General features: G+C 37.2%; 19 protein-coding genes, 1 tRNA gene and 3 pseudogenes. 17 read left to right on the forward strand and 6 right to left on the reverse strand.

All coding sequences use genetic code 11. From position 1 onward, the window contains the following. Positions 1 to 294: 294 nt before the first annotated feature. Genes mutY through HT685_RS07180 form a run of 4 tightly spaced genes read left to right on the forward strand, consistent with a single transcriptional unit; the run spans position 295 to position 4,383 of the window. The gene (mutY, locus tag HT685_RS07165) at positions 295 to 1,470 is read left to right on the forward strand and encodes an A/G-specific adenine glycosylase (protein ID WP_172934919.1); all 1,176 of its coding nucleotides are present in this window, start codon (positions 295 to 297) and stop codon (positions 1,468 to 1,470) included. A 55-nt stretch (positions 1,471 to 1,525) separates the two neighbouring features. Further along, positions 1,526 to 2,230, forward strand: a complete 705-nt coding sequence (yycF, locus tag HT685_RS07170; RefSeq protein WP_050223087.1) for a response regulator YycF — start codon at positions 1,526 to 1,528, stop codon at positions 2,228 to 2,230. Further along, positions 2,223 to 3,581, forward strand: coding sequence for a cell wall metabolism sensor histidine kinase VicK (gene vicK, locus HT685_RS07175; protein ID WP_173226977.1), 1,359 nt, complete (start codon positions 2,223 to 2,225; stop codon positions 3,579 to 3,581). Before yycF ends, vicK begins: the two co-directional genes overlap by 8 nt. Next, the gene (locus HT685_RS07180) at positions 3,574 to 4,383 is read left to right on the forward strand and encodes an MBL fold metallo-hydrolase (RefSeq protein ID WP_054384038.1); all 810 of its coding nucleotides are present in this window, start codon (positions 3,574 to 3,576) and stop codon (positions 4,381 to 4,383) included. Before vicK ends, HT685_RS07180 begins: the two co-directional genes overlap by 8 nt. Before the next feature lie 64 nt (positions 4,384 to 4,447). Here the strand turns inward: HT685_RS07180 and HT685_RS10165 are convergent. Beyond that, positions 4,448 to 4,816: pseudogene (locus HT685_RS10165) on the reverse strand (transposase); the annotation flags it as partial. A 396-nt stretch (positions 4,817 to 5,212) separates the two neighbouring features. Beyond that, positions 5,213 to 5,512 carry a YbaB/EbfC family nucleoid-associated protein gene (locus tag HT685_RS07190; RefSeq protein WP_173226979.1) on the reverse strand — a complete coding sequence of 100 codons (300 nt, stop codon included), beginning with the start codon at positions 5,510 to 5,512 and terminating at the stop codon, positions 5,213 to 5,215. Positions 5,513 to 5,726: 214 nt separating this feature from the next. Between HT685_RS07190 and HT685_RS07195 the strand changes: the two are divergent. After that, positions 5,727 to 5,936 (forward strand): annotated as a pseudogene (locus tag HT685_RS07195) (helix-turn-helix domain-containing protein); the annotation flags it as partial. Between the two features lie 6 nt (positions 5,937 to 5,942). Then, positions 5,943 to 6,263, forward strand: a pseudogene (locus HT685_RS07200) (transposase); the annotation flags it as partial. A 146-nt stretch (positions 6,264 to 6,409) separates the two neighbouring features. Here HT685_RS07200 and HT685_RS07205 read toward each other — a convergent pair. Both HT685_RS07205 and HT685_RS07210 read right to left on the reverse strand, forming a co-directional pair. Then, on the reverse strand, positions 6,410 to 6,652 hold the full coding sequence (locus HT685_RS07205) for a type B 50S ribosomal protein L31 (protein ID WP_000710764.1): 243 nt from the start codon (positions 6,650 to 6,652) through the stop codon (positions 6,410 to 6,412). 95 nt (positions 6,653 to 6,747) lie between these two features. Continuing rightward, a complete protein-coding gene (locus HT685_RS07210) occupies positions 6,748 to 7,683 on the reverse strand; it encodes a bifunctional oligoribonuclease/PAP phosphatase NrnA (protein WP_173279000.1) in 936 nt (311 codons plus the stop codon). Between the two features lie 103 nt (positions 7,684 to 7,786). On the opposite strand from HT685_RS07210, the gene HT685_RS07215 reads away from it, so the two are divergent. The 6 genes from HT685_RS07215 (at position 7,787) to HT685_RS07240 (ending at position 9,886) form a co-directional block, all read left to right on the forward strand. Further along, the gene (locus HT685_RS07215) at positions 7,787 to 8,230 is read left to right on the forward strand and encodes a flavodoxin (RefSeq protein WP_001162128.1); all 444 of its coding nucleotides are present in this window, start codon (positions 7,787 to 7,789) and stop codon (positions 8,228 to 8,230) included. A gap of 115 nt (positions 8,231 to 8,345) precedes the next feature. Further along, positions 8,346 to 8,612, forward strand: coding sequence for a chorismate mutase (locus HT685_RS07220; protein ID WP_173226983.1), 267 nt, complete (start codon positions 8,346 to 8,348; stop codon positions 8,610 to 8,612). Further along, positions 8,609 to 8,983, forward strand: coding sequence for a fluoride efflux transporter CrcB (gene crcB, locus HT685_RS07225; RefSeq protein ID WP_173226986.1), 375 nt, complete (start codon positions 8,609 to 8,611; stop codon positions 8,981 to 8,983). Before HT685_RS07220 ends, crcB (HT685_RS07225) begins: the two co-directional genes overlap by 4 nt. Further along, complete coding sequence (gene crcB / locus HT685_RS07230) at positions 8,977 to 9,306, forward strand: fluoride efflux transporter CrcB (protein ID WP_173226988.1); 330 nt, start codon at positions 8,977 to 8,979, stop codon at positions 9,304 to 9,306. The genes crcB (HT685_RS07225) and crcB (HT685_RS07230) overlap by 7 nt, the downstream gene beginning before the upstream one ends. Before the next feature lie 118 nt (positions 9,307 to 9,424). Next, a complete protein-coding gene (gene rplS, locus HT685_RS07235) occupies positions 9,425 to 9,772 on the forward strand; it encodes a 50S ribosomal protein L19 (protein WP_001068669.1) in 348 nt (115 codons plus the stop codon). Between the two features lie 42 nt (positions 9,773 to 9,814). Next, positions 9,815 to 9,886, forward strand: a tRNA-Arg gene (locus HT685_RS07240). Between the two features lie 55 nt (positions 9,887 to 9,941). On the opposite strand, the gene yidA is transcribed toward HT685_RS07240, so the two are convergent. Together yidA and HT685_RS07250 are read right to left on the reverse strand one after the other, a co-directional pair. Next, positions 9,942 to 10,748, reverse strand: a complete 807-nt coding sequence (yidA, locus tag HT685_RS07245; RefSeq protein WP_173226990.1) for a sugar-phosphatase — start codon at positions 10,746 to 10,748, stop codon at positions 9,942 to 9,944. Positions 10,749 to 10,760: 12 nt separating this feature from the next. Continuing rightward, the gene (locus tag HT685_RS07250) at positions 10,761 to 12,065 is read right to left on the reverse strand and encodes an HD domain-containing protein (RefSeq protein WP_173226992.1); all 1,305 of its coding nucleotides are present in this window, start codon (positions 12,063 to 12,065) and stop codon (positions 10,761 to 10,763) included. A 71-nt stretch (positions 12,066 to 12,136) separates the two neighbouring features. Between HT685_RS07250 and HT685_RS07255 the strand changes: the two genes are divergently transcribed. The 5 genes from HT685_RS07255 to HT685_RS10175 all read left to right on the forward strand — a co-directional run bounded on the left by HT685_RS07255 (position 12,137) and on the right by HT685_RS10175 (position 17,611). Then, on the forward strand, positions 12,137 to 12,514 hold the full coding sequence (locus HT685_RS07255; protein WP_173226994.1) for a DUF1934 domain-containing protein: 378 nt from the start codon (positions 12,137 to 12,139) through the stop codon (positions 12,512 to 12,514). A gap of 230 nt (positions 12,515 to 12,744) precedes the next feature. Next, on the forward strand, positions 12,745 to 14,895 hold the full coding sequence (locus HT685_RS07260) for a Dam family site-specific DNA-(adenine-N6)-methyltransferase (protein ID WP_173226996.1): 2,151 nt from the start codon (positions 12,745 to 12,747) through the stop codon (positions 14,893 to 14,895). Then, the gene (locus HT685_RS07265) at positions 14,892 to 16,904 is read left to right on the forward strand and encodes an AlwI family type II restriction endonuclease (RefSeq protein WP_173226998.1); all 2,013 of its coding nucleotides are present in this window, start codon (positions 14,892 to 14,894) and stop codon (positions 16,902 to 16,904) included. Before HT685_RS07260 ends, HT685_RS07265 begins: the two co-directional genes overlap by 4 nt. A gap of 97 nt (positions 16,905 to 17,001) precedes the next feature. Continuing rightward, on the forward strand, positions 17,002 to 17,301 hold the full coding sequence (locus tag HT685_RS10170; RefSeq protein WP_240148119.1) for a hypothetical protein: 300 nt from the start codon (positions 17,002 to 17,004) through the stop codon (positions 17,299 to 17,301). Continuing rightward, positions 17,285 to 17,611: a hypothetical protein gene (locus HT685_RS10175; protein WP_240148118.1), complete on the forward strand. Its 327-nt coding sequence runs from the start codon at positions 17,285 to 17,287 to the stop codon at positions 17,609 to 17,611. The genes HT685_RS10170 and HT685_RS10175 overlap by 17 nt, the downstream gene beginning before the upstream one ends. Positions 17,612 to 17,923: the final 312 nt, after the last annotated feature.

Raw genomic sequence — 17,923 nt, forward strand, 5'->3', positions numbered from 1 at the left:
TTGATACAATAGGCTTTTTTGTGTATAGGGGGCAAAACACTATTTTTTCACTTGTTTTAGGATGATGTCAACCAGCATTTTCGTTATTTTCTAATAGTGCTGAGTTTTTATACTCTTCTAAAATCTCTTTAAACTACGTCAGCTTCACCTTGCCGTAGGTATATGATACTGACTCTGTCAGTTCTATCCACAACCNNTTTGATTTTCATTGAGTATCAGTCCTCTTTCACTTGGGAAGAGGCTTTTTAATACTGGGAAAAGGACAGTTAGAGTCTTCTGTGTTATACTAGAGATATGTTAGATTTGAAAGAATACGGTATCGCCATGTGGCCGGAGGAAAAGATCATTTCTTTTCGTAAGAAACTTCTCAACTGGTATGATGAAAACAAAAGAGATTTACCCTGGCGTAGAAGTAAAAATCCTTATCATATCTGGGTATCTGAAATCATGCTCCAGCAGACCAGGGTGGATACAGTTATTCCTTATTACGAACGATTTTTGGACTGGTTTCCAACAGTGGAAAGTTTGGCGAATGCGCCTGAAGAGCGTTTGTTGAAGGCTTGGGAAGGTTTGGGTTATTATTCTCGAGTTCGTAATATGCAGGCTGCAGCCCAGCAGATTATGACTGACTTTGGGGGCCAATTTCCAAACACCTATGAAGGAATTTCCAGTTTGAAAGGGATTGGCCCTTACACAGCAGGAGCCATTTCCAGTATCGCTTTTAATTTGCCTGAGCCAGCTGTAGATGGTAATGTTATGCGTGTTTTGGCCCGTCTGTTCGAAGTCAACCATGATATTGGGATTCCAAGTAATCGCAAAATTTTTCAGGCAATGATGGAAATCTTGATTGATCAGGATCGTCCAGGCGACTTTAATCAAGCTTTGATGGATTTAGGGTCTGATATTGAGGCTCCTGTAAATCCCAGACCAGAAGAAAGCCCAGTTAAGGACTTCAGTGCAGCATATCAGAATGGAACCATGGACCGTTATCCAATTAAGGCTCCCAAGAAAAAGCCAGTTCCTATTTATCTAAAAGCCTTGGTGGTAAAGAATAGTCAGGGACAATTTTTGCTTGAAAAAAATGAAAGCGAAAAGCTATTGGCAGGTTTTTGGCATTTCCCACTGGTAGAAGTTGATGATTTTTCGCAAGAAGAGCAGTTTGACCTCTTTCATCAGGTTGCGGAAGAAAGTGTAAACTTTGGCCCCAGTCCAGAGGAGAGTTTCCAGCAGGACTATGACCTAGATGTTGCTTGGTTTGATGTTTATTTTGAGACTGTCAAGCATGTCTTTAGTCATCGTAAATGGCATGTTCAAATTGTAACAGGTCAGGTGAGTGACTACCATGATTTTTCAGATAGGGAAGTTCGCTGGCTTTCACCAGAAGAGTTCAAGAATTACCCACTTGCCAAACCCCAACAAAAAATCTGGCAGGCTTATGCAAAAGCCAACTTAGACAGTAGCCAAGACTAGCTATCGTGTCTTCTTGTTATTTTTTTGGTATAATAGTAGAGAAAAAGGTGAACATATGAAAAAAATACTAATTGTAGATGATGAGAAACCAATCTCGGATATTATCAAGTTTAATATGACCAAGGAAGGTTACGAGGTTGTAACTGCTTTTAACGGTCGTGAAGCGTTAGAGCAATTTGAAGCAGAGCAGCCAGATATTATTATTCTGGATTTGATGCTTCCAGAAATTGATGGTTTAGAAGTTGCTAAGACCATTCGCAAGACAAGTAGTGTACCTATTATTATGCTGTCGGCTAAAGACAGTGAATTTGATAAGGTTATCGGTTTAGAGCTTGGAGCAGATGACTATGTAACCAAACCCTTCTCAAATCGTGAGTTGCAGGCGCGTGTTAAAGCTTTGTTGCGTCGTTCTCAACCTATGCCAGTAGATGGGCAGGAAGCAGAAAGTAAACCTCAACCTATCCAAATTGGGGATTTAGAAATTGTTCCAGACGCCTACGTGGCTAAAAAATATGGCGAAGAACTAGACTTAACCCACCGTGAGTTTGAGCTTTTGTATCATTTGGCATCGCATACAGGTCAAGTCATTACGCGCGAACACTTGCTTGAGACTGTCTGGGGTTATGACTATTTTGGTGATGTCCGTACAGTTGATGTGACTGTCCGACGTCTGCGTGAGAAGATTGAAGATACGCCTAGCCGACCAGAGTATATCTTGACGCGCCGTGGTGTAGGGTATTACATGAGAAATAATGCTTGATTTACTGAAACAAACCATTTTTACCAGAGATTTTATCTTTATCCTGATTTTGTTAGGTTTCATCCTTGTTGTGACTCTTCTATTACTGGAAAATAGACGTGATAATATTCGATTGAAGCAAATCAATCAAAAGGTTAAAGATTTGATTGCAGGAGATTATTCCAAGGTTCTTGATATGCAAGGTGGGTCTGAAATCACCAATATTACCAATAATTTGAATGACTTGTCGGAGGTTATTCGTCTCACTCAGGAAAATCTAGAACAAGAGAGTAAGAGACTAAATAGTATTCTTTTTTATATGACAGATGGGGTTCTTGCGACCAATCGTCGGGGGCAGATTATCATGATTAACGATACAGCCAAGAAGCAACTGGGGCTGGTTAAAGAAGATGTTCTGAATAGAAGCATTTTAGAATTGCTCAAGATAGAAGAAGACTATGAATTGCGTGATTTAATTACCCAAAGTCCAGAATTGTTGCTAGATTCCCAAGACATCAATGGCGAATATCTGAGCCTTCGAGTTCGCTTTGCCTTGATACGTCGAGAGTCTGGCTTTATTTCAGGTTTGGTGGCTGTTTTGCATGATACGACGGAGCAGGAGAAGGAAGAACGCGAACGAAGACTCTTTGTTTCCAATGTTAGCCATGAGTTACGGACTCCTCTGACTAGCGTAAAATCCTATCTTGAAGCCTTGGATGAGGGAGCTTTGTGTGAAACTGTAGCACCAGACTTCATCAAGGTGTCTCTGGACGAAACCAACCGTATGATGCGCATGGTGACGGACCTCCTTCATCTTTCACGGATTGATAACGCCACTAGTCACTTGGATGTGGAACTGATTAACTTCACTGCCTTTATTACTTTTATCCTCAATCGTTTTGACAAGATGAAAGGACAGGAAAAGGAGAAAAAATATGAGTTAGTGAGGGATTATCCTATCAATTCTATCTGGATGGAAATTGATACAGATAAGATGACGCAGGTTGTCGACAATATTTTAAATAATGCCATTAAGTATTCGCCAGATGGGGGTAAAATCACTGTCAGAATGAAGACAACTGAAGACCAGATGATTTTATCCATTTCTGACCATGGTTTAGGCATTCCTAAGCAGGATTTACCACGTATCTTTGACCGTTTTTATCGTGTGGATCGTGCTAGAAGTCGTGCCCAAGGTGGTACTGGTTTAGGACTAGCTATCGCTAAAGAGATTATCAAACAACATAAGGGCTTTATTTGGGCTAAGAGTGAATATGGTAAGGGATCAACCTTTACCATTGTGCTCCCTTATGATAAGGATGCAGTGAAAGAAGAAGTATGGGAGGACGAAATAGAAAACCAGAATGAGTGAAATAGGCTTTAAATACAGTATTTTAGCGTCGGGATCCAGTGGAAATTCCTTTTATCTGGAAACCCCAAAAAAGAAACTTTTAGTGGATGCAGGCTTGTCGGGCAAGAAAATTACCAGCTTACTTGCTGAAATTAATCGCAAGCCAGAAGATTTGGATGCTATCCTGATTACGCATGAACATTCTGACCATATTCATGGAGTAGGTGTTTTAGCTCGCAAGTATGGTATGGATTTGTATGCCAATGAAAAGACCTGGCAGGCTATGGAAAATAGCAAGTATCTTGGCAAGGTGGATTCTTCGCAAAAGCATATCTTTGAAATGGGCAAAACCAAAACCTTTGGAGATATCGACATCGAGAGTTTTGGTGTGAGCCATGATGCAGTCGCACCGCAGTTCTATCGCTTTATGAAGGATGATAAGAGTTTTGTCCTTCTGACAGATACAGGTTATGTTAGTGACCGTATGGCAGGGATTGTCGAGAATGCAGATGGTTATCTTATCGAGTCCAATCATGATGTAGAGATTTTGCGAGCAGGTTCTTACGCTTGGCGACTCAAACAACGAATCCTATCGGATCTTGGTCACCTTTCTAACGAGGACGGTGCTGAAGCCATGATTCGGACGCTAGGAAACCGCACTAAGAAAATCTACCTGGGACATTTGTCTAAAGAGAACAATATCAAGGAGCTGGCTCACATGACCATGGTCAATCAGCTAGCACAAGCTGATCTGGGAGTCGGAGTGGACTTTAAGGTTTATGATACCTCACCAGATACCGCAACACCATTGACAGATATATAAAGAGGCTGGGAAAAAGTCTTTAAAATTAAAGGCTCTTTGTCAATTGTAGTGGGTTGAAGAAAAGCTAAGCTCGAGAAAGGACAAATTTCGTCCTTTCTTTTTTAATGTTCAGAGCGATAAAAATCCGTTTTTTGAAATTTTCAAAGTTTCGAAAACCAAATGCATTGCGTTTGATAAGTTTGATGAGATTATTGGTCGCTTCCAGTTTGGCGTTAGAATAGGGTAGTTGAAGGGCGGTGATGCTTTCTTTAGAAAGATTCTAATAAAAGCCTGAAAGCGAGGATAGGCTAGCTTTAGATTCTTCTCAATGAGTACGCAAAACCTTACTTTAGAAGTAAAACTGTAAGAGATTATAGTGGTACTTTCATTCTTCTTAGCAACTCAAGAGTGTCTCTATAATCTTTTTAGTAGGTAAGCACATACGAAAAGTCGGCGATACAATAGTTTACTACTATGATATTAGCAGAGTTTGATGACTATGTACTCATGAAATCTTTGATTAAATTGCTTCATGGCTTGGCATGACTTACAACTTGCATTAAGTATTGAAGTAGAACAGTCTGGTGGACTGCTTTAGCCGGGATTTAGGAATATAATAACAAATGGTAAAAAAGATTAAGAACGATTTTAGCGTCTAGGGCTTAGTATGAGAAAAAAGTTTTCAATATCAAGCAGTTGTGATAAAATGTAGTTGTTCCATATGATTCTTTTTAATGAGTTGTTTGATCGCTTTTCATTATAGGTCGTATGGGGCTTTTTTCTACACAAAAATAGGCTCCATAAGATCCATAGGGATTTACCCACTATAAATATTACAGAGCCTTTTTTATTAGAATGGCAATTTCCCGGCGAAAGCACCTAATTTTTTCTTAGTCGTTTCATCGATTTGTTTAAGAGCAGAGTTGATGGCTTGAACGGTCATATCAGAAAGGGTTTCGAGGTCTTCTGGGTCAACGACAGCTGGATTGAAGTCAATGCTGACAACTTTCTTATCTCCAGTTAAGGTCGCTTGAACAAGATCTTGAGCAGATTTGCCAACAAATTGCATAGCTGCAAGTTCAGCTTGGCTTTGTTCCATTTGTTTTTGAAGTTTTTGTGCTTGACGCATCATGTTTTGCATGTTCATCATGGTGATTTACAGTTTCCTTTTATCTTATTTTCTTTCCTATTTTATCAATTTTGGGGTTAAAAGTCTAATCTTTTTCTGAGAGAATCTAAGAATTGTGCTTGGGGTAACTTCTCAAAGTAACTTCCATTTAGCTAGCCGAAGTGGAAATTAGTCTAAAACGGATTCTTATGGTGGAATTAAGTATGAGACGTTTGAGTTAGAAATGAGGTCCACTATGACAAAATATAAATACCTTACCCTTTCAGACCGTAATGATATCCAACTAGACTTAGGGCGCGGTGAAATCTTCAAAGCTATCGGGCAACTTATTCTAAAAGACCCGACTACTGTTTCTAAAGAAGTCAAACGAAATAAACAAATTAGAGACTCTACCTCTAACAACCTTTCTTGCCCTCTACTCGATAAAGCTCCCTTTGTCTGTAACGATTGCCACGATATGAAATTGTTCAAAATGAGTCGCAGAAATATTGGACAAGCTGGTAAAATCTTAGCAGACAGTGGTTATCAAGGGATCATGAAGATGTATTCACAAGCGTAAACTCTGAGGAAATCAAACAAACTTAAGCCACTAACTCTTGAAGATAAATCCTATAATCATATGCTATTTAAAGAGAGAATTAAGGTTGAGAATATTTTTGCCAAAGTAAAAACGTTTAAAATGTTTTCAACAACCTCTCGAAATCGACGTAAACGATTTGGATTACGAATGAATTTGATTGCTGGAATTATCAACTGTGAACTAGAATTCTAATTTCGCAGGAAGTCTAATAAAAAACTTTGTACTCTGGAAACCATCGCATGGTTAGCTAGAGTGCAAAGTTTTTTTGAGTCTGGAATATGAAAACAGCAGTTGATTTCAAGAAATAAAAAAGAACAGCCGAAGCTGTCTTTCTATCATTATTTGAGACCGTATTTTTTGTTGAAACGATCCACGCGTCCATCTGCTTGAGTGAACTTTTGACGTCCAGTGTAGAATGGGTGTGAGTCTGATGAAATTTCCACACGGATCAATGGGTAAGTTTCGCCTTCGAACTCAACTGTTTCGTTAGAGCGTTTTGTTGAACCGCTAAGGAATTGGTAACCAGTAGTTGTGTCCATGAAGACAACTGGGCGATATTCTGGATGGATATCTTTTTTCATTTTGCAATATTTCCTTTCTGCCATGGTCTCTTTGCGAGCCATAGATTGTTACCTTACTAGTCTATCAGATTCTGAAAAGTTTGGCAAGTATTTTATCAGTTTTTAAGCAAGTTTTTTAACTTTTGGTAGATGATTTCGTTTTCCTCTAGGCTATAGGAATTAGCACCACTTGCTAGAGGGTGGCCTCCACCATCATGTTCCTTGGCAATTTCATTGATAGGATGAATTTTACTGCGTAAGCGAACGCGGTAGTGGCCATCAGCCTGTTCCACAAAAATTCCCCAGAGACTCACACTGTCAATGCGTCCAGGCGCACCGACAATGGCTGCAGTTTCAGCATCGGTAACATTGAATTGTTTCAAGATTTCTTGACTCAGGATAACGCGAGCTGCACCATTTTCATCCACTTCCAGATGGTCGTAGATGTAGCCTTGAAGTTTCGCAATTTTGTAGCTCATAGTGTCCATTTTGCGAGTGAGGGCCGCAAAGTCAAAGTTTTGTTCTCTCAGAGAGGCAGCCAGGCGGAGGGTGCGTGCAGTGGTAGAAGGGTAGAGGAATCGACCTGTATCACCAACAATTCCTGCAAAGAGCAACTCAGCAGCGCGATCTGACAAGGACAGTTGAGTTGTTTCTGCAAATAAGGTAATCATCTCACTAGCGCTACTTGAACTAGTATCCACCCATGATAGGTCACCGTATACATCATCATTTGGATGGTGGTCAATTTTAATGAGAAAATCACCTTGAATATAGCGTTTATCATCAATACGAGCAGTATTCGCCGTATCACAGACGATGACAAGTGCTCCCTGGTAGGCACTATCTTCAACAAGATCCATCTCAGCCATCCAAGTAAGAGTTGGTTCATCAAAACCAACTGCTTTGATGGTTTTTTCTGGGAAATGATGTTTGAGAAGAGCTTTCAATCCCACCTGACTTCCCAAGGCATCAGGGTCTGGTTTCATATGACGATGAATGATAATCGTGTCGTATTCTTTAATTTTTTCTAAAATTTGATGGCAAATGTCCATAAATAACCTCAATTCTTTCTCATTTCATTGTAGCACAAGAATTTTTATTTTTAAAATGAAAAAGATGTGATATAATGGAGAAAGATAAATTGAGGAGGACGATATGGCATTAGCAAAAATTGTATTTGCCAGTATGACCGGTAATACCGAAGAAATTGCAGATATTGTAGCAGACAAATTACGTGACTTGGGCTTGGATGTCGATGTTGATGAATGTACAACTGTTGACGCTTCAGACTTCTTGGAAGCAGACATCGCTATCGTTGCGACCTATACTTATGGTGATGGAGAATTGCCAGATGAGATGATGGACTTCTACGAAGACCTAGCTGATCTCAATTTGAATGGTAAAATCTACGGAGTGGTTGGTTCAGGTGACACCTTCTACGATGAATTCTGTAAGGCTGTTGATGACTTTGATCGTGTCTTTGTGTCAACAGGAGCAGAAAAAGGTTCAGAGTGTGTTAAAGTTGATCTTTCTGCCGAGGAGGAAGATATTGAACGCTTAGAACAATTCGCAGAAGAATTGGCTGCTAAAGTAGGATAAGCATAAACGTGCGCTGATGCAATCAATCAGTGCATTTTTCTTATCGTGACTTGGGATTTTACTAGCCTATTTAGTGGCTTTTTGATACAATAATTCAAATAAAGGAGGAGACTGTATGGATTTAGATAGTATTCGTCAAGAAATTGATCAAATCGACGACCAAATCGTCAAGCTCTTAGAAGAACGAATGCATTTGGTTGAGGGTGTAGTTGCCTATAAGAAAGCTTCAGGTAAACCGATTTTAGATACTAAGAGAGAAGCGGTTATTTTTGAAAAGGTTAGAAGTCGTGTAGAGGACAAGCGCTATCAGGAGACTATTGTCGCGACTTTTTCGGACATACTCAAACGTTCGCGTGATTATCAGGATAAAAATATCAAATGAAAAAAGAACAATTTTATCCGCTAGGGATTTTTCTAGCTGCTATGTTGGGCGGACTTGTCCGCTATCTAGTTTCCACTTGGTTACCAGCCAGTCCAGATTTTCCTTGGGGAACCCTTCTTGTTAACTATCTAGGTATTTTCTGCTTGGTTTATCTTGTCAAGGGCTATCTGGTCTATAAAGGAACCAGTAAGGGCTTGGTTTTAGCACTAGGTACAGGTTTTTGCGGAGGTCTAACAACCTTTTCCAGTCTCATGCTTGATGTTGTAAAACTGCTTGATACAGGGCGCTATGTTAGCTTAGTCTTGTATCTCATTTTAAGCATTGGTGGTGGCCTGCTCTTAGCCTATTGTCTGGGGAGGAAGAAATGGTAATGGTCTATCTTGCAATTGCTTGTGGTTGCGGAGCTTTAGTGCGCTATTTCTTTTCCCGCTATAATCAATCTTCTAAATTGCCACTTGGAACGCTTATAGCAAATCTTTTAGGGTGTTTTTTGATTGGATTATTCTACAATCATGTGGAGTCTAAGGAAGTCTATGCTATTCTAGCAACAGGATTTTGCGGAGGTTTGACAACTTTTTCGACCTTGAATGACGAACTCCAAAGGTTGCTAAGTGATAAGAAGGTTTTTTATTCTTACCTGACTTTGACTTACCTAGGTGGTTTAGTTGCGATTTTTTTAGGAATTCTGCTATAAATTTCTTTACTTTTTTGTGGAAATTTGGTAAACTGTATCTTGTGTGTAATGGACGCACAAAAATACAGTTTATCCGCTGAGGAAGATTCCTCAAGATTGACAAAGATAGGAGAATAAAATGAATCCATTAATCCAAAGCTTGACTGAAGGTCAACTTCGTACTGATATCCCATCATTCCGTCCTGGTGACACTGTTCGTGTACACGCGAAAGTTGTCGAAGGTAACCGTGAACGTATCCAGATTTTTGAAGGTGTTGTTATCGCACGTAAAGGTGCTGGCATTTCTGAAAACTACACAGTTCGTAAAATCTCTAACGGTGTAGGTGTTGAGCGTATCTTCCCAATCCACACTCCACGTGTTGAAAAGATCGAAGTTGTTCGTTACGGTAAAGTACGTCGTGCGAAATTGTACTACTTGCGTGCTCTTCAAGGTAAGGCAGCTCGTATCAAAGAAATCCGTCGTTAATTCGACTAAAAAACTCTGCTCATTTAGCAGAGTTTTTATCTAGCTCCCTTAGTTCAATGGATATAACAACTCCCTCCTAAGGAGTAGTTGCTGGTTCGATTCCGGCAGGGGGCATGTAATTAGATACTAAAAACCGCTCAGCTGAGCGGTTTTCGTATATTTTTCCCTTTTACAGTACCCATGTACGGATGGCATGGGCAACGCCAGATTCATCATTAGATTTAGTGATGTATTTGGCGATTTTTTTGATTTCTGGATTTCCATTTTCCATGACAACGGGGTTGCCAACGACTTCCAGCATGGCACGGTCATTTTCTTCGTCCCCGATCGCCATAGTTTCATCTTTGGTCAATCCGAGTTTTTCAGCTAAGTGAGTAATGGCTGAACCCTTGTCAACATTCTTTTTAAGGAGTTCGAGGTAGAAAGGAGCAGATTTGTTGATAGAGTAGCGTTCGTAAAATTCGGCTGGGATTTTTTCAATCGCAGCATCGAGGATTTCTGGCTCATCTATGAACATACACTTGACAATTTCTTTGTCAGCCATTTCTTCAGGTGTACGGTAGAAAATTGGCATGCTGACGAGGGTTGATTCGTGCACTGTGTATTTTCCGATATTGCGATTGGCTGTGTAGATGCCGTCCTTGGTAATAGCGTGCATGTGGACACCGAGCTTACGACTGAGAAATTCCATATCAAGATAATCCTCATAAGTCAAGGATTCGCTGATAATCTCATGCCCTGTAGCAGTTTCTTGGACAAGGGCACCATTGAAGGTCACAACATAGTCACCCTCGTCTCTCAACTGTAAGTCGTCCAGAAGTTTGGCAACACCTGCGATAGGGCGGCCAGTTGCAATGACGACTTTGACACCAGATTCTTTGGCATCTTGGATGGCAGAAAAGACTTCAGGAGTAATTTCCTTTTGGCTATTGACTAGGGTTCCGTCAATATCGACGGCGATTAGTTTAATACTCATAAATTTCCTCTTCTAGTTTTTATTTGAGTTAAAATGATCGTTCTCAATCAAGTGTAGAAATTGTTGGGTAATGCTTGCGAAGATACTGTTTTGGTCCAACATTTCTTTCGGGAAATAAAAACGATTATCTCCGTGACGGCTACCAGCAAGGGATTGGACAATAGGAGACAGGCTAGAGAGTTCGGCTAGTTCTCCATTCTTTTGTAAAATCTCAATCTGTGTCCGTGGATTTTCAGATTCGGGACGATAGATATCATAAGGGAGGTCAAAGTTCTTATGAATAGCAGTGTAGTAGTCGGGATCAAAGCCGATATCCTCAACCAATTTTCTCATGCTAGCGAGTTGGTCTTGATCTTCTTGTGAAAAGGTAATGGATTTAAAGACCTTGCGGTTGACAAAGCGTTGCGACAAATCTGCGAGAATCTTGTCAGGACTGGTCATCCAGAGTTGGAAGTAGGTATTCATCACACCATCATCCAGAGCTAGATAGTCAGACAAGGTCACATTTTTTTCAAAGAATGGCAGGAGGTGTGGAGAAGTTCGTGCAAAGAAGTCCTTGTCCTCAGGATAGAGTTCCTTGGCGCGTTTGAGGAGATTCTGCAGGAGAACTTCCATAGCGCGTGTTGCTGGGTGGAAATAAACCTGCATGTACATCTGGTAACGACTGAGGACGTAGTCTTCGATAGCATGCATGCCATTGCGCTGAAAGGCGATACCATTTGCGACAGGACGAATGACTCGGAGGATGCGAGTCAGGTCAAATTCCCCATAAGATGCTCCCGTAAAATAGGAGTCACGCAAGAGATAGTCCATGCGGTCTGCATCAATTTGACTGGAAATGAGTTGCACGACCTGCTTGTTAGGATAGGTATGGTCAATGACACTGGCAACCTTTTCTGGGAAATCAGGTGCCACTTGTAGCAGGACTTGATGAATTTCCGTCTCAGGACTTTGGATAATCTCCTGAGTAATGGCTTCATGGTCTGTATCAAAGAGATGTTCAAAAGTATGGGAGTAGGCACCATGCCCAAGGTCGTGTAGGAGAGCAGCGGTCATGGTCAAGAGGGACTCGGCAGGATTCCATTCTTCTGGATATTTTTCTTCAAAAATCTCTGTGATGCGTCGTGCAATTTCATAGACCCCTAGACAGTGGGAGAAGCGGCTGTGCTCCCCACCGTGGAAGGTATAACTGGAAGTTCCCAGTTGCTTGATCCGGCGCAAACGCTGAAATTCTTTTGTATTAATCAAGTCATAGATGATTTGATTATCGACATGGATGTAGTTGTGAACTGGGTCACGGAATACTTTTTCGTTCATATGACCATTATAGCAAAAAGCTAGAGTTTTTGGTAAAATAGTAGGACAAGAGACAAGAAAGAGGACTTGATGTGAAGATTAGGATGCGAAATACGATTCAGTTTGATGAGCAGTTGGAAGTGATTGACCAGCTTTATGACGTGGAAGTGCATGAAAAAGGAGATTATAGCTACCTGCTTTTCTATAATGGGGAAAAGGAAAAAGTGGTTATTAAATTTCATGGTCAAGAACTTGTGATGAGCCGATTTTCCAATCCCAAGACCATTATGCGCTTTTTAAAGGATAGTGATAGTTTAGCCTATATTCCCACACCTATGGGCATGCAGGAGTTTATCATCCAAACGAGCCATTATGAAGTTGATGGGCAAAAGATTCATTTAGATTATCAACTACAAAATCAAGAGGGACAACCCTTTGCCAGCTATCAATTGGAAATTACTTGGGGCTAGGCTCATGTCTTTTTCAAATTTAGCTAGCTATCTTCTTGGATTGGCTCCCTAGTGTGGTAGATTAGGGATAATATCCAAATTTCATACAGCAGTTATATTGTTATGTACATAGAGATTAGTTTTGTACTAGTCTCTTTTTCTTTATTTTACCGAATTTCACGAAGACTATTGGTTGGATAATCCTCTCAAATATGGTATACTCATTACTGTAAAAGGAGATGGATGCCTAGATGCTGAAAACACAAGAAATTGCCGATAAATATGGTATAACAAGACAGACATTGAATAATTGGATGCAAAAAGGAATAATTTCCCAACCTCGAAAAAATAATCGTTCTGCTTATGAATGGGAAGAAGAAAATGAACAAGAGATTATGAGAGTAATTTCGGAAGAAACTCCTGTAAAATACCATGTTTCAAATAGAGAGTTATTAAAAATTGGAAATCGACGTTATCTTGGAAGTAAACAAAGGATGCTTGATTTCATATTAAAGACAGTGTCAGAAAATATTGGAAGTATCGATAGTGTAGCGGATATATTTGGTGGGACAGGTGTTGTTGCAGACTTATTTAGAAAACAGAATAAAAAAGTTATAGTGAATGATATACTCTATAGCAATTTCGTTTCTTTTCAAACTTGGTTTTCGAATGAGAATGTAGACATTCATAAAGTTTCTCATATAATTGATGAATTAAATAATTTACCTCCTAAAAAGGGTTATGTTTCTAAGAATTTTGGTGGTGCATATTTTTCTGAAGAAAATGCTGGAAAGATTGACTCAATTCGTGAAGAAATTGAAAAATATAAATCTGGTAACCAGAGAGAATATTTCATGTTACTAACCAGTCTATTGTATGCTATGGATAAAGTGGCTAATACTGTAGGTCATTATGACGCTTATAGGAAAAAAATGGATTATTGTAAGGAAATATATTTAAGAGTCCCTGAGTATAATGAAAACAATCAGAATGAAATTTATAATAAAGATGCCAATAAATTAGTTAAAGAAATTTATGCAGATCTTGTTTATATTGATACTCCATATAATTCCCGTGGCTATGAAAATGCCTACCATGTTTTAGAAAATATTGCTGAATGGAAAAAACCAGATGTAGAAGGTGTAGCGAAAAAAGCAGTCAATCGTTCAGAAAAAGGCTCGGATTATACAAAAAGTAAAGCTCCTCAAGCTTTTGAAGATTTAATTCTAAACATTAATGCTAAGTATATATTGGTTAGCTATAACAATATGAATAAAAAAGGTAATTCCCGTTCAAATGCCAAGATTTCAAACGAAGAAATAATTGAGATTTTATCAAAACGAGGTAAGGTTCAAGTATTTGAAACTGATTTCTCACCTTTCACAACTGGTAAGTCTAAAATTGAAAATCACAAGGAATTGCTATATTTATGCATAATTTCTCCAGAGAAAAAAAAAGAAAAAAAGTTAATTAAGAGCGCTCTTAACTATACTGGAGGAAAGTATAAATTACTTCCTCAGTTATTACCTCTTTTTCCTGAAAGCTACAATAATTTTATTGATTTATTCTCTGGTGGAGCAACGGTGGCAGTTAATCTTGCTAATATTAATAAATCAAAAACGAAAAAGTATATCGTCAATGATATAAGTGAGGAAGTAATTGATTTTTATAAATATTTGGGAAGTCAAAAAGATGTAACGGTATTTTTGGATAAAGTAGAGAAAGCTATAGAAGTTTATAAACTTTCGAACACACAGAAATATAGCTATGCTCACTACGGTGTAAACAGCTCTACAGGACTGGGGGCGTATAATAAAGAAGCTTTTCTAAAACTTCGTCAAGACTACAATAAGAAAAATTATAATAAATTTGATAAGGAAGTGTTATTTTATCTATTAATTGTATTTGGTTTTAACAATCAAATAAGATTTAATAATAAAGGAGAGTACAATCTTCCTGTAGGTAAGCGTGATTTTAACGCTAATATGAAATCTAAACTAATTACGTTCATTCAAGGTTTACAAAATTACAATTTTGTTATCCAATCTTGTGATTTTCGTAAAACTATGAATCAAGTAAATAAAGGAGATTTTGTATATGCAGATCCTCCTTATCGCATTACTACTGCCGCTTACAATGAAAATGGTGCGTGGACATTAAAGGATGATTTGGATTTGTTTAAGTATTTAGATAGCATAAACGATAAGGGAGCTTATTTTGCTCTTTCTAATGTTGTCATTCATAACAATAAAGAAAATAAAGAATTGATGAAATGGGCTTCAAAGTATAATTTACATGTATTAGATTACCATTACAATAATAGTAATTATCAGTCTAAGGCGAAAATGAGTAATACTGTTGAAGTCTTGATTACAAACTATAATTCGAAAGGTGATATATGAGGCTAAAAGAGTCAACAAGCATTTTTAATATGGGTGATACGAGTATTCGTGTTAAAGAAGTTGTCCCTATCTACAAACAGATTTTAAAAACTCTTCAAAAGCATAATCAGTCAAATCAGAAATGGAACAATGAAAGTCAAGCAAGTTTTTATTCATCAGTTTTAAGTGATTTTGCAAAAGTTGAAACAGAGGATGGAATTAACCTTTTTGGGAATTTGAATAGAAATGAAATAACTGGTTTAGACAAAAGAGGGAGAACTCTAACAAATGCTCTTGTGAAAATTGGTTTTATTAACTATGACAGAAAATTATCTCAAGTTGGGTTGAATTATATTTTTGAAACAGAGCAAGCTTTTGATAAATTAGAAGAACTTTTTGGTTTAACAATTGATAATCTTGTTTATTTTAGGCAATTATTGAAGCTTCGTATATATGATAGCAACTCTGATAAATACTTCTATAATTTCCGTTTTGCTCTTGCTTTTTTGAACAGATATAGTAAAGTTCCTGTTAAAGATTTTCTATGGATAGTAGAAAGCATTAAGCCAAACTTTTCAGAAGAAAAAATCAAAGCGATTATCAATAATTACCAATCTGTTTATGATAACAATAAAACTTTTGAACAGTATAGAGATGAAGAATTTGCTAATCATATATTGATCCCTGAAAGAGTGTCTGAAGCCCACAAAATGTTTGAAATTGAAGATTTTTCGGATGCAAACTTCAAAAAACTTTTTCCAAATCGAAAGAATAGTAATAAGAGTTTAGAATATAAAAGTTTTGTTCTTTCAATTATAAAATTTATAGAAGAAAAGACAGAACAGTCATTAGAAGAAATGATGAGTCTTTCTAAACAAGATGCTATTAAGAAAGCTTTTGGAGACGGTAAGGCTGTTTTCAAATATAAAAATAAAGATTCTATTCAAGAATTTATAACTAAAAACAGTGATAATTCATTGCTATCAGGTCAATATTTGGATATATATTATACGTTTGCATGGTCTAAGCATAATGATTTGATTAAAGAATACAGTGATATGTGTAAAAGAATATTTTCTTTATCTGGAGTAATCAGCTTTAATCAAGGAGTTGTATCGCTTGGTCAGCCTTGGATTTTCCCTAAACTTTTTTCTCTACTAAATGATAATTTTAATATATCTGGTGAAGAAAGTTATGAAGAATATGAAAATAATATAAAAAGTTCTTTTTATCAAGATATTTGCCTATCAGATATTTTAGAGTTATCTAATAGGCAAGTCTTAGAAATACAAAATCAGATTGCAGAAGAGTTTGGCATTCCTGATATTGCAAATATCAAACAATTTGTAGCAGACAAACAGGAAAGAGAATTTAGGGAATTTGTTGAACAGGAATTTGATATCACTAAAGTATCTGAAATTTTGAGTTTCATTTCTCAAAGAAATGATAAGAAGGTTCAAGAGCTTGTTACGGATAATGCTTTAGTTCCTACTATTTTCGAATATATATTGGCTATTGCATGGTATTATATATCAGGTAAGAGGTTTCAACTTAGAAAATCCATGCAGTTAACATTTTCTGCTGATAACCTACCACTATCACATGCTGGAGGTAATAAAGGGGATATTGAGATTGAATATAGCGATAAAATGCTTTTACTTGAAGCGACATTAATGGATAAATCAACTCAAAAACGTGGTGAGTTAGAGCCAGTTATACGTCATTCTGTAAATTTAGCATTATCTACTAATAAACCGTTGCAAACAATATTTGTAGCTAATGAAGTAGATGATAATGTAGTTAATATTTTTAGAGCTACATCATTTATTCAGTTGAATGGAACATTAACAAAAGGTAGTGTAAAAGGGTTAAATATATTCGCTTTAACGATTCCAGAAATTATAAATATTTTGGATAAGAAGATTAATGAGCAGAGAATTTTTGATAGTTTAGATGATTTTTCAGATATGGATCTTCACAGAATAGAAAATGGTTGGCGTGAAAAGATAGTGTCTGAAATTTTAGCATAGTCTGTAGGAAATTCGAGTAATTATAGGGTTTTGTATAAGATAATTTGATGTATAAAGGTTTGTATTCAATGATTCAAAGAGGCTCAGAGTTTAGAAAATGGGATTTACATATTCATTAATCAAGAATGAAGGTGAGATTTTAGCTAAAATTGAGACATTTGAGAAACAAAGGGACAACTTCAATAAGTTAAAAGAAGAAATTATTTCGAAATATAAGGAATACTCTAATATTAGAACTGAATCGTTGAATAATTTCAAAATTGAAGATGATAGTGGAGATAATTTAAAGATTTCAGTCAATTTCTCTTTAATTGATTTAGATACTGAATTTGATTATGTGAGTGCTCGAGGTCGTTCGAAGCAAGACTTTATAGAAAAAAATGATAGATTCTTTTGATGAAGTTGTCGATTCAGTATTTTATGAGGATAGTCTTGTATTTAATGGAAACAGGGACAAATTCAGTCATATTGAACATTTCTTCACTACTAATTTTTACGAATATAGTTTTGAGATTGAATATCAAGGTGATAAATTTGAGCAGATGTCTCCTGGTAAAAAAGCGTTTATTGTATTAAAATTAATATTAGAGTTTTCAGATAGTAAAATCCCCGTATTAATTGACCAGCCTGAAGATAGTTTAGATAACAGAGCAATATATAGTGAATTGACAAAATACATCAAAAAACTAAAAAGAATCGACAAATAATCATAGTTACTCACAATCCTAATATAGTTGTATCTGATGATGCGGAAAATATTATTGTAGCTAATCAGCAATCTGATAATTCTCCGAATCAAAATGGTAAGAAGTTTGATTATGTAAATGGTGCTTTAGAGAACCGTAATAATGATTCTACATCTGAATTCATACTTCAAAAATACAACATCAGGGAACATGTATGTGATATTTTGGAAGGTGGAGAAGACGCCTTTATTAAGAGGGAAAATAAATACAGTATTAATGGCTGATAATAATTGTATTAATTAAAATGGAGAGCATTAATTTATAAAAGACACA

The organism is Streptococcus sp. 5004 (assembly GCF_013276755.1).
GTDB lineage: Bacteria > Bacillota > Bacilli > Lactobacillales > Streptococcaceae > Streptococcus.